At 66.3% G+C, this 22,290-nt stretch carries 22 protein-coding genes; 13 read left to right on the top strand and 9 right to left on the bottom strand.

The window, feature by feature from the left end:
* Nucleotides 1-56 precede the first annotated feature (56 nt).
* The 5 genes from BR78_RS0113485 (at nt 57) to BR78_RS0113465 (ending at nt 5,933) form a co-directional block, all read left to right on the top strand.
* The gene (locus BR78_RS0113485) at nt 57-1,448 is read left to right on the top strand and encodes a glycosyl transferase family protein (RefSeq protein ID WP_029936713.1); all 1,392 of its coding nucleotides are present in this window, start codon (nt 57-59) and stop codon (nt 1,446-1,448) included.
* Complete coding sequence (locus tag BR78_RS0113480; protein ID WP_029936712.1) at nt 1,445-2,461, top strand: hypothetical protein; 1,017 nt, start codon at nt 1,445-1,447, stop codon at nt 2,459-2,461. Before BR78_RS0113485 ends, BR78_RS0113480 begins: the two co-directional genes overlap by 4 nt.
* Nucleotides 2,462-2,509: 48 nt before the next feature.
* Nucleotides 2,510-3,424 carry a sulfite exporter TauE/SafE family protein gene (locus BR78_RS0113475; protein WP_029936711.1) on the top strand — a complete coding sequence of 305 codons (915 nt, stop codon included), beginning with the start codon at nt 2,510-2,512 and terminating at the stop codon, nt 3,422-3,424.
* Nucleotides 3,425-3,468: 44 nt separating this feature from the next.
* Nucleotides 3,469-4,191: a TIGR02186 family protein gene (locus BR78_RS0113470; protein ID WP_197021392.1), complete on the top strand. Its 723-nt coding sequence runs from the start codon at nt 3,469-3,471 to the stop codon at nt 4,189-4,191.
* Nucleotides 4,192-4,259: 68 nt separating this feature from the next.
* On the top strand, nt 4,260-5,933 hold the full coding sequence (locus BR78_RS0113465) for an ATP-binding protein (protein WP_029936709.1): 1,674 nt from the start codon (nt 4,260-4,262) through the stop codon (nt 5,931-5,933).
* Between the two features lie 93 nt (nt 5,934-6,026).
* Here BR78_RS0113465 and BR78_RS0113460 read toward each other — a convergent pair whose 3' ends face one another.
* On the bottom strand, nt 6,027-7,565 hold the full coding sequence (locus BR78_RS0113460; RefSeq protein ID WP_231478259.1) for a M23 family metallopeptidase: 1,539 nt from the start codon (nt 7,563-7,565) through the stop codon (nt 6,027-6,029).
* 196 nt (nt 7,566-7,761) lie between these two features.
* On the opposite strand from BR78_RS0113460, the gene BR78_RS0113455 reads away from it, so the two are divergent.
* The 6 genes from BR78_RS0113455 (at nt 7,762) to BR78_RS0113430 (ending at nt 13,320) form a co-directional block, all read left to right on the top strand.
* Nucleotides 7,762-10,251, top strand: a complete 2,490-nt coding sequence (locus BR78_RS0113455; RefSeq protein WP_029936707.1) for a helicase-related protein — start codon at nt 7,762-7,764, stop codon at nt 10,249-10,251.
* A complete protein-coding gene (locus tag BR78_RS0113450) occupies nt 10,244-10,552 on the top strand; it encodes a S4 domain-containing protein (protein WP_443027679.1) in 309 nt (102 codons plus the stop codon). The genes BR78_RS0113455 and BR78_RS0113450 overlap by 8 nt, the downstream gene beginning before the upstream one ends.
* 48 nt (nt 10,553-10,600) lie before the next feature.
* Nucleotides 10,601-10,939, top strand: coding sequence for a ferredoxin FdxA (gene fdxA / locus BR78_RS0113445; RefSeq protein WP_029936705.1), 339 nt, complete (start codon nt 10,601-10,603; stop codon nt 10,937-10,939).
* A gap of 282 nt (nt 10,940-11,221) precedes the next feature.
* On the top strand, nt 11,222-11,755 hold the full coding sequence (locus BR78_RS0113440; RefSeq protein WP_029936704.1) for a CarD family transcriptional regulator: 534 nt from the start codon (nt 11,222-11,224) through the stop codon (nt 11,753-11,755).
* Between the two features lie 123 nt (nt 11,756-11,878).
* The gene (locus BR78_RS0113435) at nt 11,879-12,598 is read left to right on the top strand and encodes a head GIN domain-containing protein (RefSeq protein WP_029936703.1); all 720 of its coding nucleotides are present in this window, start codon (nt 11,879-11,881) and stop codon (nt 12,596-12,598) included.
* 38 nt (nt 12,599-12,636) lie between these two features.
* Complete coding sequence (locus tag BR78_RS0113430) at nt 12,637-13,320, top strand: head GIN domain-containing protein (RefSeq protein WP_029936702.1); 684 nt, start codon at nt 12,637-12,639, stop codon at nt 13,318-13,320.
* A 158-nt stretch (nt 13,321-13,478) separates the two neighbouring features.
* On the opposite strand, the gene pdeM is transcribed toward BR78_RS0113430, so the two are convergent.
* On the bottom strand, nt 13,479-14,141 hold the full coding sequence (gene pdeM, locus BR78_RS0113425; protein WP_029936701.1) for a ligase-associated DNA damage response endonuclease PdeM: 663 nt from the start codon (nt 14,139-14,141) through the stop codon (nt 13,479-13,481).
* 43 nt (nt 14,142-14,184) lie between these two features.
* Entirely contained in the window at nt 14,185-15,591 is a 1,407-nt protein-coding gene (locus BR78_RS0113420) for a M20/M25/M40 family metallo-hydrolase (RefSeq protein ID WP_029936700.1), read from the bottom strand.
* Nucleotides 15,592-15,985: 394 nt separating this feature from the next.
* On the opposite strand from BR78_RS0113420, the gene BR78_RS21010 reads away from it, so the two are divergent.
* A complete protein-coding gene (locus tag BR78_RS21010) occupies nt 15,986-16,591 on the top strand; it encodes a winged helix-turn-helix domain-containing protein (protein WP_029936699.1) in 606 nt (201 codons plus the stop codon).
* A gap of 3 nt (nt 16,592-16,594) precedes the next feature.
* On the opposite strand, the gene BR78_RS0113410 is transcribed toward BR78_RS21010, so the two are convergent.
* The 3 genes from BR78_RS0113410 to tgt all read right to left on the bottom strand — a co-directional run bounded on the left by BR78_RS0113410 (nt 16,595) and on the right by tgt (nt 19,208).
* Nucleotides 16,595-16,894: a hypothetical protein gene (locus BR78_RS0113410; RefSeq protein ID WP_029936698.1), complete on the bottom strand. Its 300-nt coding sequence runs from the start codon at nt 16,892-16,894 to the stop codon at nt 16,595-16,597.
* Between the two features lie 82 nt (nt 16,895-16,976).
* The gene (locus BR78_RS0113405) at nt 16,977-17,906 is read right to left on the bottom strand and encodes a cell wall hydrolase (RefSeq protein ID WP_081855774.1); all 930 of its coding nucleotides are present in this window, start codon (nt 17,904-17,906) and stop codon (nt 16,977-16,979) included.
* A gap of 156 nt (nt 17,907-18,062) precedes the next feature.
* On the bottom strand, nt 18,063-19,208 hold the full coding sequence (gene tgt, locus BR78_RS0113400) for a tRNA guanosine(34) transglycosylase Tgt (protein WP_029936696.1): 1,146 nt from the start codon (nt 19,206-19,208) through the stop codon (nt 18,063-18,065).
* Nucleotides 19,209-19,402: 194 nt separating this feature from the next.
* Between tgt and BR78_RS22180 the strand changes: the two genes are divergently transcribed.
* On the top strand, nt 19,403-20,029 hold the full coding sequence (locus BR78_RS22180) for a hypothetical protein (protein ID WP_231478258.1): 627 nt from the start codon (nt 19,403-19,405) through the stop codon (nt 20,027-20,029).
* A gap of 116 nt (nt 20,030-20,145) precedes the next feature.
* Here the strand turns inward: BR78_RS22180 and BR78_RS0113390 are convergent, their stop codons facing one another.
* From BR78_RS0113390 to BR78_RS0113380, 3 genes are read right to left on the bottom strand one after another with little or no spacing between them, the layout of a single operon-like run.
* Nucleotides 20,146-20,817 (bottom strand): HAD-IA family hydrolase, encoded by a 672-nt coding sequence (locus BR78_RS0113390; protein ID WP_029936694.1) that lies wholly within the window; start codon nt 20,815-20,817, stop codon nt 20,146-20,148.
* Nucleotides 20,810-21,721, bottom strand: a complete 912-nt coding sequence (locus tag BR78_RS0113385; protein ID WP_037566706.1) for a cation diffusion facilitator family transporter — start codon at nt 21,719-21,721, stop codon at nt 20,810-20,812. The genes BR78_RS0113390 and BR78_RS0113385 overlap by 8 nt, the downstream gene beginning before the upstream one ends.
* A 41-nt stretch (nt 21,722-21,762) precedes the next feature.
* Nucleotides 21,763-22,284 (bottom strand): EF-hand domain-containing protein, encoded by a 522-nt coding sequence (locus BR78_RS0113380; RefSeq protein ID WP_231478257.1) that lies wholly within the window; start codon nt 22,282-22,284, stop codon nt 21,763-21,765.
* Nucleotides 22,285-22,290: the final 6 nt, after the last annotated feature.

Genomic DNA, 22,290 nt, shown 5'->3' with positions numbered 1-22,290 from the left:
GAACAATGCGAAGATCAGAACATCCGAATCGGAGATTTCGCGGTGCTGGGACGGTCGTGCTGATCACCGCGATAGATGCGATTGCGCGTGAGGCTACCTTGTTCGCCGCGATCTGGTTCCTCGTCGGCGGCGTGGACGATCTGCTGGTCGATCTGATCTATCTGGCGCGGCGCGTTCGATTGGGCCTGGCGGGTCCGCCGCCGCACGCTCTTCTATCGCCGGAATCCGTGGAGCCGATTCCGCCGGGCAGAATCGCGGTATTCGTCGCGGCGTGGGATGAGTCGCAAGTGATCGGCAGGATGCTGCGCGCCGCGTTGGGCCGGTTCGATCATGCCGATTATGCGATCTATGTCGGCACCTATCCCAATGATCCGGCGACGATCGCCGCCGTCGCGGAGGTTGCGGAGAAGGATTCCCGCATACGGCTGGTGATCGGCGGCACGCCGGGGCCGACCACCAAGGCGGATTGCCTCAACGCGCTGTGGCGTGCGCTGCTTCGCGACGAAGCGGCGGAAGGGCTCCCGGCGCTGGGGGTCGTCCTCCACGATGCCGAGGACATCGTCCACGCGCTCGAACTCAGGGTCTTCGCGCAGTGGCTCCAGCATTGCTCGGCGGTGCAGCTACCGGTGCTGCCTTTGCCGCACCCGCGCTCGCGCTTCGTCGCCGGCCATTATTGCGACGAGTTCGCGGAGGCGCATGCCAAAACACTCGTCGTCCGTCAGGCATTGGGCGCGGGGCTTCCGCTGGCGGGAGTCGGCTGCGCGATCCGGCGCGATATGCTCGGCGCGATTGCCGAGGCGCGCGGCGGTTCGCCCTTCGACGCGACCAGCCTCACCGAAGATTACGAGCTCGGTCTCACGATTCACGCGATGGGCGGCAGGGCAATGCTGGCGCGCGTCCCCGAGTGCGTCGGCGGCCCGCCGGTCGCAGTCCGCGCCTATTTCCCCGACACGCTCAGGGCCGCGGTGCGGCAGAAGGCGCGCTGGCTCACCGGTATCGCGCTCGCCGGCTGGGACCGCACCGGATGGCACGCGGCGGCGCATCTTGGCGACAACTGGATGCGGATGCGCGATCGTCGCGCGACGCTGGCGCTGCCGGTGCTGGCGATCGCCTATTGCACCTTGCTGCTGTGGAGCGTGTCGGTGTTCGTGCATCTCGTCGTTGGGACCGCGGCGTTGGTGCTCGACCCCTATGTGCGGATGGTGCTCTGGGCCAATTTCGCGCTGGTCGGATGGCGATTGCTGGTGCGCGTGGCGTTCGTGCGACACGCTTATGGCTGGCGCGAGGCCTTGTGGTCGGTGCCGCGGGTGCTGGTCGGCAATTATATCGCGCTCTTCGCAGCACGCCGGGCAATCGGGCTCTACACCGGCATGCTGTTCGGCGCGGCGCCACGCTGGGACAAGACCGACCATCAGTTTCCGGATCTGCCCGAACAGGCAGCCGGATGACCGGGCAGGGGCGCCCGATCCGCTTTCTCGCACTGGTGGCGTTGGGCTGGGTCGGCGTCCGCATCGTTTTGCTCTGGTCGCAGACCGGCTCGCTTCCCGAAGCGATCCGGCAGGCGGTGCCGCTTGCATCGCCCGCGATTCCGGGCGCGGTCGCCGCGCCGGCGCAGGTGCCTCCGGTTCCGGCCGTTCGAACGACACACATCCCCCCGGTCGTCGGCGCACGCCGGCCGTTTCCGCGCGCTATGGCATCTGTGATCGCCGCGGATCCGGAGCGAGTCCAGATGGCGCTGCTCGCGCTCGTTCAATACGGCGCGCCCGCCGCGATCGGCGTCGCGGCCGAGTCGCTGCCCATGGCGGCACAGCCCGATCGCCTGCCTTCCTCACCCGACCGCTGGTCGGCGAGCGCGTGGCTGGTGGCGCGTCCGGGCATTGGCCTTGGCGCGGCGCCGGGAACGAGCCAGATCGGAGGCGGGCAAGCGGGGGTCCGGGTGGCATATATGCTGCTTCCCAAGCAGCGGCTGGCGGCCTTTGCGCGCGTAGTGACTCCGCTTCGGGGCAGGGGCGCAGAAGCGTCTCTCGGTCTCGAATGGCAGCCGACCCGCGCGCCGGTGCGCCTGGTCGCCGAGCAGCGCTTCGGACTCGACGGCGTCAAAAGCGGGCCGGGCATCGGCGTGATCGCAGGGTTCGACGGACCGGTGGCGTCGGGGTTCCGGCTCGAATCCTACGGTCAGGCCGGGACGATTCGACGCAATCGCACCGAACCCTATGCCGATGGCGCCGTCCGCGCGACGCATGCGCTCGCCGAGGCCGGCGGCGTACGGCTGGCGCTTGGCGGCGGCGTGTGGGGCGCGGCGCAGCGTGACGCCGTCCGCTTCGATCTGGGCCCGTCGGCAACGTTGGCGCTCCCGATCGGCAAGCGGGATGTGCGGCTCGCGCTCGACTGGCGCCAGCGTATCGCGGGCGATGCCCGCCCAGGGTCGGGGCTCGCATTCACCCTCGGGAGCGATTTCTAGTCCGCAGGCTTTTGCACTGCCGCGCAAACGCGGTATCGCCTTCCGGCAATGGATCTCTATCTCCCCATCGCCAACCTCTCGGTCAACGCGCTGGTGATCGTGGCGCTCGGGCTCGGCGTGGGGCTGCTCTCGGGGATGTTCGGCGTCGGTGGCGGGTTCCTCACCACGCCGCTCCTCATCTTCTACGGTATCCCGCCTACCGTTGCCGCCGCTTCCGCCGCGAGCCAGGTCACCGGCGCCAGCGTTTCGGGCGTGTTCGCGCATTTCCGGCGCGGCGGAGTCGACGTCCATATGGGGCTGGTGCTCGTCGCGGGCGGCGTGATCGGCAGCATCGCCGGCGCGGTGCTGTTCCGCTTGCTCCAGGCGACCGGCGTGATCGATACCGTGATCGCCATCCTCTACGTGCTGATGCTCGGTTCGATCGGGGGGCTGATGCTCCAGGAATCGGTGACTGCAGTGCGTGTCGGCCGCGGCGCAGTGCCGCCGCGCCCACGCAAACGCCGGCATCATCCGCTGGTCGCGATGCTTCCCTTACGCTGGCGCTTCTATCGCTCGGGGCTGTACATCTCGCCGCTCGCCCCGCTGATCCTCGGCTTCTTCACCGGCATCCTCACCGTCCTGCTCGGCGTCGGCGGTGGATTCATCCTCGTGCCGGCAATGCTCTATCTGCTCGGCATGGGTACGCAGGTGGTGGTCGGCACTTCGCTGTTCCAGATCCTGTTCGTCACTGCCGCGGCGACGATGGTGCACGCCACCACCACCAAGGCAGTCGATATCGTCCTCGCGGTGCTGCTGCTGCTCGGCTCGGTGGCCGGCGCGCAACTCGGTGCGCGCTTCGCCCAGAAGGCGAAGCCCGAATATCTGCGTCTCGCGCTGGCGCTGATCGTGATCCTGGTCGCGCTGCGCATGCTGCTCGGCCTCGCCTGGCGCCCCGACGAGATCTTCTCGGTGGAATTGCTGTGAAGCGGATCGGGGTTGCCCTGTTGGTGCTCGGCGCCCCGCTGCTGATGGGGCAGGCCAAGCCGGTCCTCGTCCCCGACGTGTCACAGCGCGATATCGAAATCGCCTATTCGTTCACCGGCGCCGAGCTCCTGCTGTTCGGCGCAATCCTCTATCCGCGCGGCCGCGCGCCCGATCCGGAGGACGGTCCGGTCGACATCGTCGTGGTGGTCAAGGGGCCGACTCAGTCGATCCTCGTGCGCGAGAAGGCGCAGCGGGCGGGCATTTGGCTCAACGCCGAATCGATGCGCTATCGCTCGGCGCCGAGCTTCTACGCGATCGCCTCGCCGCGCCCGATCCGCAAGATCGTCGACGAGCGTACCCGCGCGATCTTTGAGCTCGGCGTCGACAGCCTGCAGCTTTCCCCCGCCTCGGGCGCCGTTCCGGACGTGCAGCAGCGGTTCGATCGCGGCCTTGTCGATCTGCGCACGCGCAGCGGGCTCTATTACGAGGCGCCCGGCGCAGTGGAGATCACCGGCGGCGTCCTCTATCGCGCACGCCTCGCCATCCCGGCGCGCGTGCCCGTGGGGCGCTTCACTGCCGAGACGTTCCTGATCCAGAACGGCCGGGTGCTCGCTGCGGCGGTGCGGCCGATCGACATCCGCAAATCGGGCTTCGAGCGCTTCGTCGCCAGCAGCGCCCAGCATTACTCGATTTCCTATGGGCTGGTGGCAGTGGCGCTGTCGGTGCTGTTCGGCTGGGGTGCAGGCGCGATCTGGCGGCGCTTCTGAATTATCAGACAACCTAAAATTTACGCTCACCGGTTATCGTCTCCTCCGTAACCCCCGGGGAGTATCCGATGGAAGGTCAGTTCGGCGCGCGTGCCTTCGACAATGCCGCGCCTATTTCGTCGGGAGATGCAATCTCGTCGCGTGCGCAGGCCCGCGCGATCGGGGCGGTGCTCGAGATCGCAGGATCGTCGAGCCAGGTGATGTTCGATCCTGCCGAGATCGAAGCGCTCGCCGCCAGCAGCGACGTCGCGATCGCCAATGCCGGGCAGGTGGGTAGCCAGGTCAAATTGCGCGTCGGCAACATTTGGCTGATCGCCAATGTCCGCTCACTGCGCCTCGATGCCGGCGGTGACCGGATCCTCGCCCAGGTCGACTTTCTCGGCGAGGGCGATGAGGAAAAGCTCACCGGCAAGCTCTACAAGTTCCGCCGCGGCGTCACGCGCTATCCCACGCCGGGCTGCGCGGTGTTCCCCGTCTCGACCGCCGATCTCAAGCAAATCTACGCCGCCGACGATCGTGCGCATATCGAGATCGGCAATGTCTATCCGACCAAGGACATCCGCGCCGCGCTCTATATCGATTCGATGCTCGGCAAGCATTTCGCGCTCTTGGGCTCGACCGGTACCGGCAAGTCCACCGCGGCGGCCTTGATCCTCCATCGGATCTGCGAACTTTCGCCGCAGGGCCATATCGTGATGATCGATCCGCACGGCGAATATGCCAGTGCGTTCAAGACCACCGGCGCGCTCTACGACGTCTCGAACCTGCAGATGCCGTATTGGCTGATGAACTTCGAGGAGCATTGCGAGGTGTTCCTCACCACGCAGGGCTCGGACCGGCAGGTCGATGCCGACATCCTCGCCAAGTGCATCCTGCTCGCCAAAAGCAAGAACCGGCTCGCGCAGGAATTCGGCAAGCTCACTGTCGACGCGCCGATCCCGTATCTGCTCTCGGACCTCACTCAGATCCTCCAGCTCGAAATGGGCAAAATGGACAAGGCGACCGACACGGCGCCCTATCTCCGCCTGCGCAGCAAGATCGACGAGATCAAGGGCGATCCGCGCTATGCCTTCATGTTCTCCGGCATGCTGGTCGCCGACACGATGGCGGCGTTCCTGGCGCGCGTGTTCCGCCTGCCCGGAGACGGCAAGCCGATCTCGATCGTCGATGTCTCGGGCGTGCCGAGCGAAATCACGTCGGTGGTCGTCGCGGTGCTCAGCCGCATGGTGTTCGATTTCGCGATCTGGTCGCGCGGCGAGGCCAAGCGCCCGGTGCTGCTGGTCTGCGAGGAAGCGCACCGCTACGTCCCCAACGAACGCAATGCCGATGGTTCGTCGGTCGGCCGCATCCTCAGCCGGATCGCCAAGGAAGGCCGTAAATACGGCGTGTCGCTGGGCCTGATCACGCAGCGCCCGTCGGATCTCGCCGAGGGCGTGCTCTCGCAATGCGGCACGATCCTGTCGATGCGCCTCAACAACGAGCGCGATCAGGCCTTCGTCAAGGCGGCGATGCCCGAAGGTGCGCGCGGCTTCCTCGATTCGATCCCGGCTCTCCGGAATCGGGAGTGCATCGCAGTGGGCGAAGGCGTCGCCACGCCGATCCGCCTGCTGTTCGATGGCCTCGAGGACGGCAAGCGCCCCGCGTCGGACGATCCGCTTTTCTCCGAATTGTGGCGCGAGACCGGCGGCGAGGACCTGATGCTCGAGCGCACAATCAAGCGCTGGCGCTCGCAGGGGAAATAACGACCGTCATCCTGGCGAAAGCTGGGATCTCAGGCAGCAAATGAGTCGAACGAGGCACGAGACTCCGGCTTCCGCCGGGGTGACGAGCGAAACTCAGTCCTCGTCCTTCTCCGCCCCGCGTCCCACCGGCACCGACAGGAGTTCGCTGAGCTTCGAGCGGAATTCGCCGAGGTCGCTGCCGGTGAGCTGGCGCAGCGAGCTGAACGCCACCGAGCGCGGGTTCACTGCGACGCCGTTCTTGTAGAGCTCGTAATGAAGGTGCGGCCCGGTCGAGAGGCCGGTATTGCCCACCGCGCCGATCACCTGGCCCTTGCGCACGCTTTGGCCGCTGCGGACGACGATCCGGCTGAGATGGCCATATCCGGTGCCGAATTCGCCGCCGTGGTTGAGCTTGATGAAATTGCCATAGCCCGAGCTGCGCCCGGCGAACTGCACGACGCCGTCGGTCGCGGCATAAACCGGGGCGCCCCAGGGCGCAGCGATATCGACGCCCCTGTGCATGCGGGTATAGCCGAGGATCGGATGCCGGCGCATGCCGAAGGCCGAAGAGAAGCGGCCGTTGGTGGGCATCGCCATCATGCCGGTCCTGTTGCCCTTGCCGGCGCCGTCGAACCATTCGATCTTGCCGTTCGATTCCCATGGCATCATCTGGACCTTGCTGTCGCAGCCGCTGACGCCGGCATAGAGAAGATTGCCCAGCTGGACCTCGCCGGTCGCGGCGCGCGCCTGCTTGACGATGATGTCGAACTTGCAGTCCGAATCGAGCCGCGCGACCGGCACGCGCGTGGCCAAGGTGCGGATATAGGATTCGACGGCCTTGGCGGGAGCGCCGGCGGCGCGCGCGGAGCGATACAGGCTCGATCCGACTGCGCCCTGCACGCGCAGCGGCGTGTGATCGATTGCGATCGGGATCACCTTCAGGTTGAGCGCGGAGCCGACCCGGGTGATCTCCATCCTCTTGTCGAACGCGGCGCGCAGCTCGAGCTTCTCCAGCGGCCGCGGCTGGGATTTCTCGGGACGCCTGCCGAGCTGATAGTCGAGCAACGTGCTCTGGATCTCGCCCAGCGGCATCGCGCTGGAGACGAGCTGGCCGACCTGGGTTGCGTCCGCCTTGCCGACGCCGGTGCGCTGGAGAACCGAAACCAGCGCCTCGCCGAATGCGAGTTTGGCGGTGCCTTCGATCATCGGGCGTTCGGGCGTGTCGGTCAGCGGTGAGACGAGCCGTGTCGCGGCGACGCGGTAGCCGCTGGTCGCGCCCTGAGCGAGCGGGGTGATCGCCTGTGCGCGAGCCGCGTCCCATTCGGCGCCGGTGAGCGCCGGCGCGACGGTGCCGTAGATGGGGGTTTCGAAGCCGGGCGCGAGCAGCACGGTCAGCGCGCACAGCCCGATGCAAGTGGCGACGCCGCGATACCAGGTGAGCGAGCCGATCCGCGCGCCGAGATCGGGCGCCAGATCCAGGTCGGCGAAGACGCGGCGCTTGAGTTTGGTGCTGAGGGCGGTGCCGGGCAGGGCGAGTGCAGGCGTGACGATGCCGCCGCCACCGAGCTCCAGGCCATGATCGTTACGCAGGAACAAGGCGCGATGCCCCCCGAAAACCCCGTCGTCGAAAATGTCGCCACCCCCGGCGAACACTGGATCACTGTGGAAGAGAGCGTTTAAAGTCAAATTAAGCAGCCCATTCCGTTCCCTTGGCTGCGCCGACCTGTGCAAGGGCCGGGACAAAGGGAACCCCATGTTTGAATGTCCCGATAAATCAACATGGTTAAGGGACCTTTGCAATCAGGGGGTGTTGCTTAAGGGCTGACTCGGAACGATGTTGGTCAGCGACATGAGCCAGTTCGCGCGTTCGCCGGTCACTGCGGTGCTCGGCCCCACCAATACCGGGAAGACCCACCTCGCGGTCGAGCGGATGTGCGGCCATGCCAGCGGCATGATCGGCTTCCCGCTGCGCCTGCTTGCGCGCGAGATCTATGACCGCGTCGTCCGGCTGAAAGGCGTGGAGTCGGTCGGGCTGATCACCGGCGAGGAGAAGATTCTTCCTCCCAAGGCGAAATGGCTGCTGTGCACCGCCGAGAGCATGCCGCTGGAGAGGGAAGTCGCGTTCGTGGGCCTCGACGAGGCGCAACTGGGCGCCGATCCCGAGCGCGGCCATGTCTTCACCGATCGCCTGCTGCGCGCACGCGGCTATGCCGAGACGATGATCCTGGGGTCGGATTCGCTGAAGCCGATGCTCAAGAGCCTGGTCCCGGACGCCGAGATCATCGGCCGCCCGCGCTTTTCGACATTGAGCTATGCCGGCGCGAAGAAGCTCTCGCGCCTTCCCCGCCGCTCGGCGATCGTCGCCTTCTCCGCCGAGGAAGTGTACGCCGTGGCAGAAGCGCTCCGGCGGCTGCGTGGCGGCGCGGCGGTGGTGATGGGCGCGCTCTCTCCCCGCACCCGCAACGCCCAGGTCGCGATGTTCCAGGCGGGGGAGGTCGACTATCTCGTCGCCACCGACGCGATCGGCATGGGGCTGAACATGGATGTGAACCATGTCGCCTTCGCCAGCCTCTCCAAGTTCGACGGCCGGCGCCAGCGCCGCCTCACCGTGGCCGAGATGGCGCAGATCGCCGGCCGCGCGGGTCGTCACCAGAAGGACGGGACCTTCGGTGCGCTCCACGATGAGGGCCCGAGCGCCTTCACTCCCGAGGAAGTGCTGGCGCTCGAAGCGCACAAGGTGCCGCGGCTCGAATATCTCTACTGGCGCGAAGGCGAACCCGATTTCGCCAGCATCGACGCGCTGGTCGCCAGCCTCGAGGCGAAGCCGCACGAGGAAGTGCTGCGTGCGGCGCCCGAGGCAGTCGACCTCGCGGTACTCAAGCGGCTGGCGGAGGAAGATTGGGTCCGCGCGCGCGTGCGCTCGCCACAGATGGTGGCACGGCTCTGGGCGGCGTGCGGCCTGCCCGATTTCCGCAAGCTCGGCGTCGATCCGCACGCGCGCTTCGTCGGGCGGCTGTTCGGGCATCTCTCCGAAGCCAATGGTCATGTCCCGCACCAATGGTTCGCCGACGAGATCCAGCGGCTCGACAATATAAGCGGCGATGTCGAGACGCTCGCCGGGCGGATCGCCGCGGCGCGGAGCTGGGCCTATATCGCGCACCGTGCCGATTGGCTGCAGGATCCGATCCATTGGGCCGAGCGCACCCGGGCGATCGAGGAGAAATTGTCCGATGCGCTCCACGCCAGCCTGACCCAGCGTTTCGTCGACAAGCGCACCACCGTGCTGCTCCGCCAGATCGGTGCGGATGCTTCGAACCTGCCGGTGACGATCGGGCCCGAGGGCGAGGTCAGCGTCGAGGAGCATCCGCTCGGCACGCTCGAAGGCTTCCGCTTCACCGTGCAGCCTGATGCCCGTGCCGCCGACAAGCGCATGCTGCTCGCGGCTGCGGAGAAGCGGCTGGCCGGCGAATATCGCAAGCGCGGCGAGGCGCTGATCGAGGCGCCCGATCACGAGCTTACTCTTGTTCCTCGGCCTTCGCCGGAGAGAGGCGTGGAATGGCGGGGTCATCCGGTTGCCACGCTCAAGCCCGGCACCAATCGCGTCCGCCCCAGGATCGTGCTCGACCGCGCGCTCGACGTCCTCGATCCGCAGGCCCGCACCGCAATCCAGGCGCGGCTGGAAGCGTGGTTCGCCGCCCAGATCACCCGCCATCTCCCGGTCCTCGCCAAGCTCGACGCAACATGCCGCGACCCCGAAGCGGGCGGATCTTTGCGTGCGCTCGCAAACGCGCTGCTCGACGCCGGCGGGCTGCTCCCGCGCCGCGCGGCCGCCGCGCTGGTCGAAGGCCTCGACGCCGATGCGCGAAAGCGTTTGCGCGCGATCGGCATCACCATCGGCACGCTCGACCTGTTCGCGCCGACACTGCTCAAGCCTGCTGCGGCGCGATGGAGGCGTGAGCTGATGGCACTGGCCGAGGCGCCGCCCGAAGGATCGACGGTATTGCCCCGCAATGCGCCGGGCGCAGACCTCGCGCATGGCTTCCGCCCGCTGGGTGCGCAGGCGGTGCGCGTCGACCTGGTCGAGCGGATCGCCCGCGCGGCACATGACGCGCGGCAGGGGCGGAAACCCTTCGTGCCCGATCCCGCTCTGGCGACCTCGATCGGCCTCACGCCCGAGACGCTGGCACGGCTGATGGCGCAGCTCGGCTTCAAGACCGCCAGGGCACGCGAGAGCGAGCCCCAGCTCTGGATCTGGCAGGGGCTGACTCCAGTCGCCAAGCCGAAGGCCGCGCCGACCGATAATGCATTTGCTGTGCTCGCTGGATTGCGCAGTGGTTGACGGCGCGAGCATCCGGCTCGACCGCTTCCTGTGGTTCGCCCGGCTGGCCAAGTCTCGCAGCGCGGCGCAGGCGATCGCCGAGAAGGGTACGCTCCGGCTCGACGGGCGACGGATCGAGCGTTCGTCGGCCCCGGTGCGGATCGGATCGATCATCGTCTTCCCGCTCTTCGGCAAAGTGCTGGCCTTGCGTGTCGAGGCGTTGCCGAAGCGGCGTGGCCCGCCGGCGGAGGCAGCTGAGCTTTATACCCGTCTAGAAACCCAAGCGCCCAGAAACGTTGACGCCGCAGAATCCGAGGCATAGCAGGGGCGCGAGTTCAGACCTTTTGCCGCTCAGGGGAGCCGACCTGCCATGACCTATGTCGTCACCGACGCCTGCATCCGGTGCAAGTACATGGACTGTGTCGAAGTGTGCCCGGTCGATTGCTTCTACGAAGGCGAGAACATGCTCGTCATCAATCCCAGCGAGTGCATCGACTGCGGCGTCTGCGAGCCCGAATGCCCGGCCGAGGCGATCCTGCCCGATACCGAGAACGGTCTCGAAAAATGGCTGGAGCTCAATCGCACCTATTCCGAGGAATGGCCCAACATCACCCAGAAGGGCGACGTTCCCGCCGATGCCGATGCGATGAAGGGCCAGGAAGGCAAGTTCGACAAGTATTTCTCAGCCGAACCCGGCACCGGGAGCTGATCCGGCCGCCCTCCGGAGCTCGAAAATCCAGCCTCGCCCTGCTCGTGCGGCGCGACTGATCGCAAATCTTCGCCGCAGTGCACATAAATGTGCGTCAGCGCTGACGGGCGGCTGGTAATTTTATTGCAACCGTGTTAAACAGGCTGTGACGGAAGCGTTTACGCGCTTTCCGCCCGGAGAGCATACGAGTTAGTCCCGAAGCCGCTTGCCCGACGCCCTAGCGCCGCCGGGCCAATGCCGCAACGTTCGGGGCGAGTTTATTCACGGAAAGGTTCCTCGCACATGGCTGCAAAGGCGCTGTCCTTCGATGTCGGCGATTATGTCGTTTACCCCAAGCACGGCGTTGGCCGTGTGATCGAGCTGCAGAAGCAGGAAATTGCAGGCATGCAGCTCGAACTCTATGTCCTGCGTTTCGAAAAAGAGAAGATGACGCTCCGCGTGCCCACCAACAAGGCCGAGAGCGTCGGCATGCGCAAGCTTTCGAGCGACAAGACGCTCAAGGAAGCGCTCGAGACGCTGAAGGGCAAGCCCAAGGTCAAGCGCACCATGTGGTCGCGCCGCGCGCAGGAATATGAAGCGAAGATCAATTCGGGCGACCTCGTGTCGATCGCCGAAGTGGTCCGTGACCTGTTCCGCGCCGACGACCAGCCCGAGCAGAGCTATTCGGAGCGTCAGATCTTCGAAGCGGCCGCCTCGCGCCTCGCGCGTGAGCTCGCCGCGATGGAAGAGGTCGACGAGCCGACTGCGCTCGAGAAGATCCTCGAGATCCTGCGCAAGTCCGCGGCGATCTGGAACAAGGACAAGGTCCCGGCCTGACGCGCGCGCGTCGGTGTCGCGACCTTCGCGACTTTAGAAGGGGCGGACCGGCAACGGCCGCCCCTTTTCCTTTGCCGGCACATGGTGTATTGCGCAACCAACACACGAGTTCGGGAGAAGGAAATGCGTATGTTGCTGATGATCGCATTGTTGCCGCTGGCCGCGTGCCAGTCGAACTGGGAGAAAAAGGGTGAGGCCGTTCAGGCAAGCGGCACGGGCGCCTCGCGCAGCTTCGCCGCAAACGGCTTTACCGGTGTCGAGCTGCGGGGGCCGGACGATGTCGATGTCAAGGCAGGCCAGAACTTCGCAGTGACCGCCGAGGGCGATCCCAAGGTTCTCGACAAGCTCGACATCCGCGTCGTCGACGGCACATTGCGGGTCGGGCGCAAGGATTCGAAGGAGCAATGGTTCGGCAATGACCATGGTGCGCGGGTCCATGTCGTGATGCCCAAACTCATCTCGGCGGCGGTGAAGGGCTCGGGCAATCTGACGGCGCAGCGGGGTGAGGGCGATTTCGATGGCGCGATCGCCGGCTCGGGCAACCTTACCGTAGCGGACCTTCGCGCCAACGCGGCCGAGCTGTCGATCGCCGGATCGGGTGATCTCAGTGTCGCGGGAACTGCGTCGAAGCTCTCCGCGTCGATCGCCGGCTCGGGCGACATTGACGCGAAGCGCCTGACCGCCGCCAGCGCAGATGTCTCGATCGCCGGCTCCGGCAATGTCCTCGGAACAGTGAAAGGCCCGGCCTCGGTCTCGATCGTCGGTTCGGGCGATGCCGAACTGGGCGGCGGCGCCAAATGCTCGGTGAACGCGGTCGGCTCGGGTGAGGCGCATTGCAGCTAAGCCTTGCCTGAAGGGGCGCGGGGAGCGACTGTCGCAAAATGCGATCGCTGCTCCTCGCCCCGCTTCTGTCGCTCACCGCCGCGGCGCCGGCGCCGGAGCGCAGCTTCATGGTCGGCAGCTTCGAGCGGCTGCGCGTCGACGGGCCGTTCGAAGTCGAGGTCGTGACCGGCTCGCCGCGCGCTGTGGCGAGCGGCGAGCGCGGATCGCTCGAGCAGGTTGACGTGCGGGTCAATGGCGACACGATGGTTATAAGCGCGGGACCGCTTTCCTCGACGAGCGAGAAGGGCTTGCCCAAGATCCGCGTCTCGGTACTGGCATTGCGTAGCGTGATGCTCGCAGGCGGCGCGCGGGTTCGGGTGGCACAGATGCGCGGCGGACGCATCGATCTGACGCTGACCGGGTCGGGCAGCCTCGATGTCGCGGCGATCAAGGCCGACGATCTCAATGCCAGCCTTACCGGCGCCGGGGCGATGACGCTGGGGGGTACCACGGCGCGCGCGATGCTGCGCAACTCGGGCGCGGGCTCGATCGATGCCGCCGGGCTTACCGCCGGCGATGCGCGGCTGACTTCGGACAGCAGCGGCAATATCCGCATCAACGTCCGCTATACTGCGCAGGCCATGGCGATGGGTAGCGGCGGAATCGCCATCTCCGGCAAGCCCGAATGCACGCTGCGTGGGTCCGGGCCCATGACGTGTTCGGGGACGATCCGGAAAAACTAGGGAGGGATTCCGCCCGTTTTGAATCTGTTCCCCGGCGAAGGCCGGGGCCCAGTTCCGATGGACTTGAGAAGGCATCCCTTCCTCAACGGCGCGCCTCGCGACTGGGCCCCGGCCTCCGCCGGGGAACACAAGTGTTTCAACGCGGCTGGATTAATCTCCTAGGCGGCGAGCGGAAAGCGCAGCAGGCGGTCGTCGAGTGGGACGAGCGCTTGCGCGCCATGCCCCACTGCGCGGACGATCTCGGGATGATGCGCGTCGAGTCCGCCGGTGAGCGTGCCGAACGCGGGCAGGATCAGCTTGGTGGCGGTGGCGACGAAGCAGCGGCGCGAAACCTGGCGGCCGCGGATGCTGATCCGCAATTTGGGGTGGAAATGGCCGGACAGCTCAGGGCGTATCTCGTCCCGCTCGGCTTCGTGGCGAAGGATGAGGCCGTCGACCTCGGCTTCTTTGAGGATCGTTCCTCCGCAATGATCGATCAGCAGCGAATCATGGTTGCCGGTGATCCAGCGCCAGTCGAGCCGCGCGGTAAGTCCGGTGAGAAGCGCGCGCGCATCGGCGGGAAGCCGCTCGCACCCCGCCGAATCATGGAAGCTGTCGCCGAGACACCAGAGTTCCTGCGCGCCGGTGCGTGTCACCAGCGCCGACAGATCGGTAAGCGTCGCCAGCGAATCATAAGGCGGCAGCATCTGCCCCTTGCTGGCGAACCAGCTCCCTTTCTCGAAATGGAGATCGGCGACGAGCAGCGCCCGCCGGGCGGGCCAATATAGCGCGCCTTCGGCGAGCGCCTCGAATTCGTGACCGCCGAACGAAAGGGGAACCATGGGCCGCCTATCCGGCTTCGGACCCGGCACTGTCAACCATGACTCAAGCCGTCTCGGTTTGCCTCGCCGATTCCATCGCTCCAAGCCGCCCGAGGATCCGCACCCACGAACGGATGCCCTTGTGGAAGCTGTTGAGGTCGTATTTCTCGTTGGGCGAATGGATATTGTCGTCGTTGAGCGCGAAGCCGACCATGACACTGTCCATGCCGAGGATCGAGCGGATCGAATTGACCACCGGGATCGAACCGCCGCTGGCGAGCAGCGCCGACTTGCCCCATTCGGCGTCGAGCGCGGCGCGGGTGGCGGCGAGCGGCGGGCTGTCGCTGGCGAGGCTGATCGCCTTCGATCCGCCGCGGACGTTGAACTCGGCGGAGCAGTCGGCGGGGAGACGCGAGCGGACATGCTCCTCGAATGCCGCCCAGACCTTGTCGGGATCCTGATCGCCGACCAGGCGGAAGCTAACCTTGGCATGTGCTTCGGCGGGGATCACGGTCTTGAAGCCTTCGCCGGTATAGCCGCCCCAGATGCCGTTGATCTCGGCGGTCGGCCGCGCCCAGCTCTGCTCGAGCACGCCGACGCCCTTCTCGCCCGCGGGGACGCTGAGGCCGACGTCGCCGAGGAATTCGCCGGCGTCGAAGCCGAGTGCGTCCCAGCTCTTCTGGACATCGTCGCTCAAGGGATGAACGCCGTCGTAGAAGCCGGGCAGCGTGACATGGCCGTCGGCGTCCTTGAGGTCGGCGAGGATGTTGGTGAGCACCTGGATCGGATTGCGTGCCGGGCCGCCGTACAACCCCGAGTGAAGGTCGCGCGAGGGTCCGCGCACGGTCACCTGTCCGCCCGCCATGCCGCGCAGGCCGATGGTGAGGCCGGGGGTCGCGGTATCCCACATCGAAGTATCGCAGATCAGCGCGAAATCGGCCTTTAGCTCCGCGGCATTGGCACGGAGGAAGGGTTCGAGGCTTTCGGACCCCGATTCTTCCTCACCTTCGAACAGGATAGTGACGCGAACAGGAAGGTGTCCCTCAGTCTCCTTCCACGCACGGCATGCTTCGATGAAGGTGCGCAGCTGGCCCTTGTCGTCCGATGCGCCGCGGCCGACGATCGCTTTAGTGCCGTCGCTGCGTGTCTCGAGCACGGGGTCGAATGGATCGCGCTTCCACAGGCCAAGCGGATCGACCGGCTGGACGTCATAATGGCCATAGAACAGCACGTGCGGGCCGTCGCCGTCATGATGCGCGACTACCATCGGATGGCCCTCGGTCGGTGCGACACGCGCCTCGAAGCCGAGGCCGGTCAGTTCGTCGACGAGCAATTGCGCGGCGACGCGGCACTGTTCAGCGTAAGCCGGATCGGTGGAGATCGATTGTACGCGCATCAGCGCGAACAGTCGATCGAGGCTGTCGTCGATATGGATCTCGACATAGTCGAGTGCGGGTGTCGAGTCGGTCATGGCGGAGGGCTACGCCCGGAGCGCGGGCGTAGCAAGCGGCCCTCCTAGCGGCTTGGCTCCAAGCGGCAGCCGATAGTCAAGATCAACGCTAATCCCGTGCGTCAGTAATTAACCAAAAATTAACTATAATATGCGTAGACAGGCGCGGTTATTAAAGAATTAATTATAAATTATTGTGATAATAAGAGACATCGATGGTTGCGCTTGCGCAAAGATTGGTTGAATGTCTCGGGTGAAACGATGCTCGGATGCATCTGATCGTGTCAACGCACCATAACGTATAGTGGCTCTTTTATGCTTCGCGTAACTATGACAACGCCCGGCCAACACCCGGCACCGATCGGCGTCACTGCATTTCCGGCAGTCGACAGCGTATGTGCATCCGGATCGCGGCATGGGCGCTGAGGGCAACTCGCTGGCCAGATTATTGCGCGACGCGGAAGCGCGGCTCATCGAGAGCCGCCGCGCGGTGGATGACGCCCTGGATCTGGTCCGGCGGGCATCGGAGCTAACTCAGGACGCGCCTGCGGCGGGAGAGGCCCCTGCGCTCGAGGCCGTGCTCGACTCGCATCGCGAGGAACTGGTCGGCCTTGTCCTCTCTGCATTGGAGAAGGGCGCGAAGCCGCGCGAGCTGCGCAACGACTATTTCAATTCGCTGGTCTATCGGCCGGAGGACAACCAGTATCGTGTCGGGCGGCGGCAGGTAGGATTGACTGAGTCGGAGAAGCACGTGCTCGACCTGCTCTGGCAGGCGATGCCACAGCCAGTTTCACGCGGAAACATCCATCAGGCGCTTTATGCCGATGCGGCCGAACAGGCGGCCATGGGGACGATCGATGTGTTCGTCTCCAATCTTCGCCAGAAGCTCAAACTAGCCAGCGGCGGTCGCGATTTCATCCATTCGGTGCGCGGCCAGGGCTGGGCCCTCAAGTCCGAATTCTGCCGCAACCGGGCAGGCACCGCCGATCAGGCCGGAGCGGGGGATCGGCAGCGGGCTTGAGGTTCAGTTTCTGCCTCCGTTCACAAGGCGGAGCTGAACCCGGGTGCCGGCGCGATGCGCGCGTTCGAAGCCCTCGGCATAGCTGCGCAGGCGATCGCCCAGCGCGGCAGCGACTTCGGGGTGGCGGTGGAGGGGGGTGGCGGTGAGATTGCCGAGGGATTGCAGCCGGCGAGCGGCGGCATCGGCTTCGAGCAGGCCGAAATTCACCAGATCGACATAGATGGAGGAAGTGAGCAGCGCCTGCGTCTCGATCATCGTCTCGATGATGTCGCCGAACTCTTCCGGGCTGACGGGCTTCTTCATGCGCCCAGACTAGGAGCCGTTCCGGGACGCGCGCAAACGGTTTCCCGAACACCACAGCCTCAATCCGGGACACATGTCCGATTCAGCGCAAAGGCTTGCCGCTGTCCTTCCACTTGTCGAGGATCTGCGAGTCCGGCGAGGACGCGGCATAATCGGCAATCGGCATGCCGCTTTCGGCATGCGCCGGCTGGATCGTCTCGCTGACCGGCCGGGAGGTGGCGGCGGGCCGGGGCAACGGCTGCACCGCGGCGATCGCCGCAGCCGCGCTCGCATGCGGCGCCGGCAAGGGTTCGCCGCCCTGATAGGATTGGCGGAATGCGGCGGCCATGCCCCACCAGCCCTTCCAGCGATGGAAGAAATGCGCGCCGAACACACCGGTCATCACCAGGCTGCGGTTCCACGACGGCGTGACGGCATAGGTGTGGTAGTGCGTCGCCATGCCGACCGGCGCGAACACGCTGCCGGCGAGCGCCGCCCCGGCCACCCGCGCCGCGCGCGCCCAGCCGACTCGCGAGGGCTGCCGCGCCATCGCGCCGTCGCAGGCGAAGCTGAACTGGCAGCCGCGTTTTTCCGAGCCCTGGAACACGACGCCGCAAACCGTGGCGGGAAACGCCGGGTGCCGCACGCGATTGAGCACGACCTGTGCGACGGCGCGCTGTCCGTCGTCGGGCTCGCTCGCCGCTTCATAGTAGATGGCGGTGGTCAGGCACTGGAGCGCGCGCGCCTGATCGACTGCGCTTCCGGCGAGTTGGAACGGGGCCGCAGGCTGGATCGACGAATCGATCACGGCATTTTCGGGCACGGGCAGATCGGGGAGCGCGATCGTGCCGGTCGTGCCCGTCGCCGCAGCGGCTTCGTCGGAAACGGCGGTATAATAAGCGGCGCCGGGGAAATGATCGTCGGCCTCATAGCCGCTGACGGCAGGCTCGGCGGAGGTGGTGCGCAGCTCGGGGCTGAGCGCCTGCGCCGAGAATCCGGCCCCGACCAGCGAGACCAAGGCCCCCGCCGTCAACCCTCGTGCCTGTACTCGGGTGAACCGCCGCCAGAACAAATGCACTGCCTCATGGAAGCCCCTGAGGGCCCGGAAGGCAGCGCATATATCGCGAAAAGCTGAACGAAACGCCCTTCGATTTCACCCCGTCCCGCGACGGAACAGAAGATGGTTAAGTCAAGGCTTCAGGGCCTCGGCCGCGCGATAGCGCGCGCGGAAGTCGTCGGCGAACGCCGCCAGCCGACCCTCGCCGATCGCCGCGCGCAGATCGGCCATGAGCTGCTGGTAGAACCAGAGATTATGCTCGGTCATCAGCATCGCGCCGAGGATTTCGCCCGCGCGGACGAGATGGTGGATATAGGCCCGGCTCCAACCCGTGCAGGTCGGGCAGGCGCAGGTGGGATCGAGCGGTCCCTCGTCCTCGCCGAACTTCGCATTGCGGATGTTGATCGGGCCGGTGCGGGTGAAGGCCTGCCCGGTGCGGCCCGACCGGGTGGGGAGGACGCAATCGAACATGTCGACTCCGCGCTCGACCGCACCGACGATATCATCGGGCTTGCCCACGCCCATCAGGTACCGGGGCCTGGCGGCATCGAGCTGGCCCGGCGCGTAATCGAGCACGCCGAACATCGCTTCCTGCCCCTCGCCGACGGCGAGGCCGCCGATCGCGTAGCCGTCGAAGCCGATGTCGAGCAATGCGTCGGCGCTCGCCTTGCGCAGTCCTTCGTCGAGAGCGCCTTGCTGGATGCCGAACAGCGCGTTGTTTTCGGCATGCGCACCGCCCGCATCGAACCCCGCGCGCGAGCGCTTCGCCCAGCGCATCGAGCGCTCCATCGCCGCCGCCTGCACGTCGCGCGTCGACGTGGTGGGCACGAGCTCGTCGAACGCCATGACGATGTTCGAGCCGAGCAGCCGCTGGATCTCCATCGAACGTTCGGGGCTGAGCATGTGGCGCGAGCCGTCGAGATGCGACTTGAAGACGATGCCTTCCTCGCTGCGCTTGGTCAGCTCGGACAGGCTCATCACCTGATAGCCGCCCGAATCGGTGAGGATCGGCCGGTCCCAGCCCATGAACTTGTGCAGCCCGCCGAGCTTGTGGACGCGCTCGGCGGTGGGGCGCAGCATCAGATGATAGGTGTTGCCGAGCAGGATATCGGCGCCCGAGGCGCGAACGTCCTGCGGCTTGACTGCCTTGACCGTGGCGGCGGTGCCGACCGGCATGAAGGCGGGGGTGCGGATTTCGCCGCGCTGCATCGCGATCGTGCCGAGCCGTGCCTTGCCGTCGGTGGCGTGGATGGTGAACTGGAAACGGGGAGGGGACATGGGCGTTGCCCTTGGCGTGACGTGGGATTGGTGTCTAGTTCCCTCTCCCCTTGTGGGAGAGGGAGGGAGCCGATGAAATCGGCGGAAGGGTGAGGGGGAATGTGTCTCACCGGACGTCCCCCTCATCCTTCCCACTGCTTCGCAGCGGGCCCCTTCCTTCTCCCACAAGGGGAGAAGGAGTTGGAGTTAACGCCATGCCCAACGAAACCACCGAGAAGCTGCGCGAGATGGCGGCGCATCGCGGATTGAAGCTGGTGAGCTCCCGGCGGCGCAAGCCGGGTGGCGACTTCGGCAAATATGGTCTGCACGACGCGGCCGGCGAACCCGTGTTCGGAATCGGCGACGACGGGCTCCAGGCGAGCGACGAGGAGATAGAGGACTATCTTCGCGGCGCGGCGAGCAATGCGTGGAGCAAGTCGGCCGGCTCGGTGAAGGCGCGCCGCAAGCCCGGGCCCGAACCGAAAGCGGCTCCGAAGCCGAGGCCGAAGCCGCGCTTCAAGGTGAAGATCGAGAACTTGCTGGCAAAGCTGCCCGCCGCGAAGCGCGCCGAGGCATTCACCGAATTGCTGGCGCGCCCGGGCATTCGTGTCGAGCGGATCGTCTCGCGCGGGCAGGCGACGCCCGAGGACGCGCCGATGGTGCAGGATGCCGACGAATGGGTGCTGCTCCTCGAAGGCGCGGCGGGGATGCGGATCGAGGATTCGACCGAGGTGAAGCTGGGCCCCGGCGATCACCTGCTGATCGCGGCGGGACAGAAGCATTGGGTGACCTGGACGGCCAGGGACCGCGCGACCGTGTGGCTCGCGGTGCATCTCGGCTAGGGATCCGGACTCATATTCAAAATGTGTCATCCCCGCTTTCGCGGGGATGACGAAATGGGGACATCCCGTTAGTCAAATCAACAGCTTGTATGGGTTCTCAACCTAACCTTCCGCGCTCAGCGATGCGCGGCGACATAGTCGAGGATGTCCTGCGGCTCGCGGAACAAGGCGTCGGGCTGAAGCGCGGTCAGCACCGTTTCGCTGGCATAGCCCCACAGCACCGAGCCTGCGCGCATACCGACTTCGCGCGCGGCATCGACGTCGCGAGTCTCGTCGCCGATCGCCAACGCCTGGGCAGCGGGAATGCCCATTTTCTTGAGCACGCGGCGGAACTTGGGCGCCTTGCCGAACAGCGACGAGCCGCAGGCATAGAAATCGATACGCGCGGCATGCTCCTCGCCGAGGATTTTTCGCGCATTGGCTTCGGAGTTCGACGTGACCAGCGCGATCTTGACGCCGGTGTCCGCCAACCGCTCGAGCAGATCGGGCGTGCCGGGGAAGAGCTCGATCTCATGCGCGTTGCGGCCCACGAGCTTGCGCAAATGGCGCGCGATCAGCGGCATCTTCCAGCGCGAGATGCCGAGGAAGTCGATCACTTCGCGCGAGCTCTTGTGGCGCAGCATCTCGACCTGATCGGGCGCGACCGTACGGAAATTGAAACGCCGTGCGAGCTGGTCGACCACCGACAGGAACCAGTCGCCGCTGTCGGATAAAGTTCCGTCGAAATCGAAGATCACCAGCCGGATCGGCGGCGTCTGCACGCCGTCTGCGCGTGTCGCCTCAGCCATGCGCGTGCCCATGCATCCGGCATTCCGCGCCTTCGTCCAGCTCGATCTGGACCGTAGTGTGATCGATCCGGAAATCGTGCGCGAGGCGGTGCTGCAGGTCGATCAGGAACGCATCGCCAGGATGGCCGCCGGGCATCACCAGATGCGCAGTCAATGCCGCCTCGGTCGTGCTCATCGGCCAGATGTGGAGATCGTGGACGCGCGCGACGCCGGGCAGGTTTGCCAGGGTGTTCCGGACGGCGTCCGCGTCGATCCCGTCGGGCACCGCCTGGAGGACCATCGTCAGCGACTCGCGTGCCAGGCCCCATGTGCTCCACAAAATGACCGCGACGATCACCAGGCTGACCGCGGGGTCGATCCATTCCGAGCCGGTCAGAAGGATGAGCCCGCCGCCGATCACCACGCCGGCGGAGACCGCGGCGTCGGCCGCCATGTGGAGATAGGCGCCGCGGATGTTGATGTCGCTCTTGCGCCCGCGCGCGAACAGCAACGCGGTCGACAGGTTGACGACGATGCCGAGGCCGGCGACGATCATCACCGTCCCGCCAGCGATCACCGGCGGATCCGAGAAACGGCCGATCGCCTCCCAGGCGATGGCGCCGACGGCGACGAGCAGCAGCACCGAATTGGTCAGCGCGGCGAGGATCGAACTGCCGCGCAGGCCATAAGTGAAGCGTTTCGAGGCGGGTCGCTTGGCGAGTTCCATGCCTGCCCAGGCGACGAGCAGCCCGAGAACGTCGGAGAGATTGTGACCGGCATCGGCGAGCAACGCGACCGAATCGGTGAGGAACCCGGCGGCGCCCTCGATGAGGACGAAGCCGAGATTGAGGATCGTCCCGATTGCAAAGGCGCGGCCGAAATCGGCCGGCCCATGGGCATGGTGATGGTCGTGGTGTCCCGCCATTAGGCTCGTTTAACCGCGCAAACGCATGAGATGCTAGGACCTCAATTGCGCGGAGGCTTCGCGGGCGCGTTCATGGGGCGTCCGCGCCGGTCGCGATCGAACATCTGCGGGCGCAGCGTCAGCAGCTCGCTGCGCGAGAGCGACCCGTCCTTGTTGGTGTCGAACCGGGTGAAGAGGAGTGCGAAGCGCGCGGCGAGTTCGTCCCAGGTGATGCGGTTGTCGCCGTCGCGATCGGTCTCGAACGGGCTGGGCAGCGTGTTGCGATCGCCGAGCCAGCGCTCGGACCAGTCCGAAAAGGCGATATAGCCGAGCGCGCCGGTCTTGCGGGTGTCGATACTGTCGAAGCTGTGGCGGAGCCCGGCGTCGAACTCGGCGCGGCTGACCAGGGCATCGCCGTCGCGGTCGAATGCGGCGATCATCATCGCGACCGGTTCGGCCATCACGGTGGCGGCGGGCTGGGCCTGCGGACCGGGAACGACCGGCGTGACCTGCGCCGGCCGCGCTTGCTGGGCGAGAGCGGGGCCGGCGACGAACGCGGCGAGCAGCAGGAACAGGCGCATCATCGTCCT

The sequence above is a fragment of the Sphingomonas sp. UNC305MFCol5.2 genome (assembly GCF_000712135.1).
Lineage (GTDB): Bacteria > Pseudomonadota > Alphaproteobacteria > Sphingomonadales > Sphingomonadaceae > Sphingomonas.
This window is presented reverse-complemented; position numbering and strand designations above follow the sequence as displayed.

Excerpts from the sequence above, each read along its gene's own strand:
- BR78_RS0113480 (WP_029936712.1), top strand. The coding sequence starts at position 1,445 with ATGACCGGGCAGGGGCGCCCGATCCGCTTTCTCGCACTGGTGGCGTTG.
- BR78_RS0113475 (WP_029936711.1), top strand. The coding sequence starts at position 2,510 with ATGGATCTCTATCTCCCCATCGCCAACCTCTCGGTCAACGCGCTGGTG.
- BR78_RS0113470 (WP_197021392.1), top strand. The coding sequence starts at position 3,469 with ATGGGGCAGGCCAAGCCGGTCCTCGTCCCCGACGTGTCACAGCGCGAT.
- BR78_RS0113465 (WP_029936709.1), top strand. The coding sequence starts at position 4,260 with ATGGAAGGTCAGTTCGGCGCGCGTGCCTTCGACAATGCCGCGCCTATT.
- BR78_RS0113455 (WP_029936707.1), top strand. The coding sequence starts at position 7,762 with ATGAGCCAGTTCGCGCGTTCGCCGGTCACTGCGGTGCTCGGCCCCACC.
- fdxA (WP_029936705.1), top strand. The coding sequence starts at position 10,601 with ATGACCTATGTCGTCACCGACGCCTGCATCCGGTGCAAGTACATGGAC.
- BR78_RS0113440 (WP_029936704.1), top strand. The coding sequence starts at position 11,222 with ATGGCTGCAAAGGCGCTGTCCTTCGATGTCGGCGATTATGTCGTTTAC.
- BR78_RS0113435 (WP_029936703.1), top strand. The coding sequence starts at position 11,879 with ATGCGTATGTTGCTGATGATCGCATTGTTGCCGCTGGCCGCGTGCCAG.
- BR78_RS0113430 (WP_029936702.1), top strand. The coding sequence starts at position 12,637 with ATGCGATCGCTGCTCCTCGCCCCGCTTCTGTCGCTCACCGCCGCGGCG.
- pdeM (WP_029936701.1), bottom strand. The coding sequence starts at position 14,141 with ATGGTTCCCCTTTCGTTCGGCGGTCACGAATTCGAGGCGCTCGCCGAA.
- BR78_RS0113420 (WP_029936700.1), bottom strand. The coding sequence starts at position 15,591 with ATGACCGACTCGACACCCGCACTCGACTATGTCGAGATCCATATCGAC.
- BR78_RS21010 (WP_029936699.1), top strand. The coding sequence starts at position 15,986 with ATGGGCGCTGAGGGCAACTCGCTGGCCAGATTATTGCGCGACGCGGAA.
- BR78_RS0113410 (WP_029936698.1), bottom strand. The coding sequence starts at position 16,894 with ATGAAGAAGCCCGTCAGCCCGGAAGAGTTCGGCGACATCATCGAGACG.
- tgt (WP_029936696.1), bottom strand. The coding sequence starts at position 19,208 with ATGTCCCCTCCCCGTTTCCAGTTCACCATCCACGCCACCGACGGCAAG.
- BR78_RS22180 (WP_231478258.1), top strand. The coding sequence starts at position 19,403 with ATGCCCAACGAAACCACCGAGAAGCTGCGCGAGATGGCGGCGCATCGC.
- BR78_RS0113390 (WP_029936694.1), bottom strand. The coding sequence starts at position 20,817 with ATGGCTGAGGCGACACGCGCAGACGGCGTGCAGACGCCGCCGATCCGG.
- BR78_RS0113385 (WP_037566706.1), bottom strand. The coding sequence starts at position 21,721 with ATGGCGGGACACCACGACCATCACCATGCCCATGGGCCGGCCGATTTC.
- BR78_RS0113380 (WP_231478257.1), bottom strand. The coding sequence starts at position 22,284 with ATGATGCGCCTGTTCCTGCTGCTCGCCGCGTTCGTCGCCGGCCCCGCT.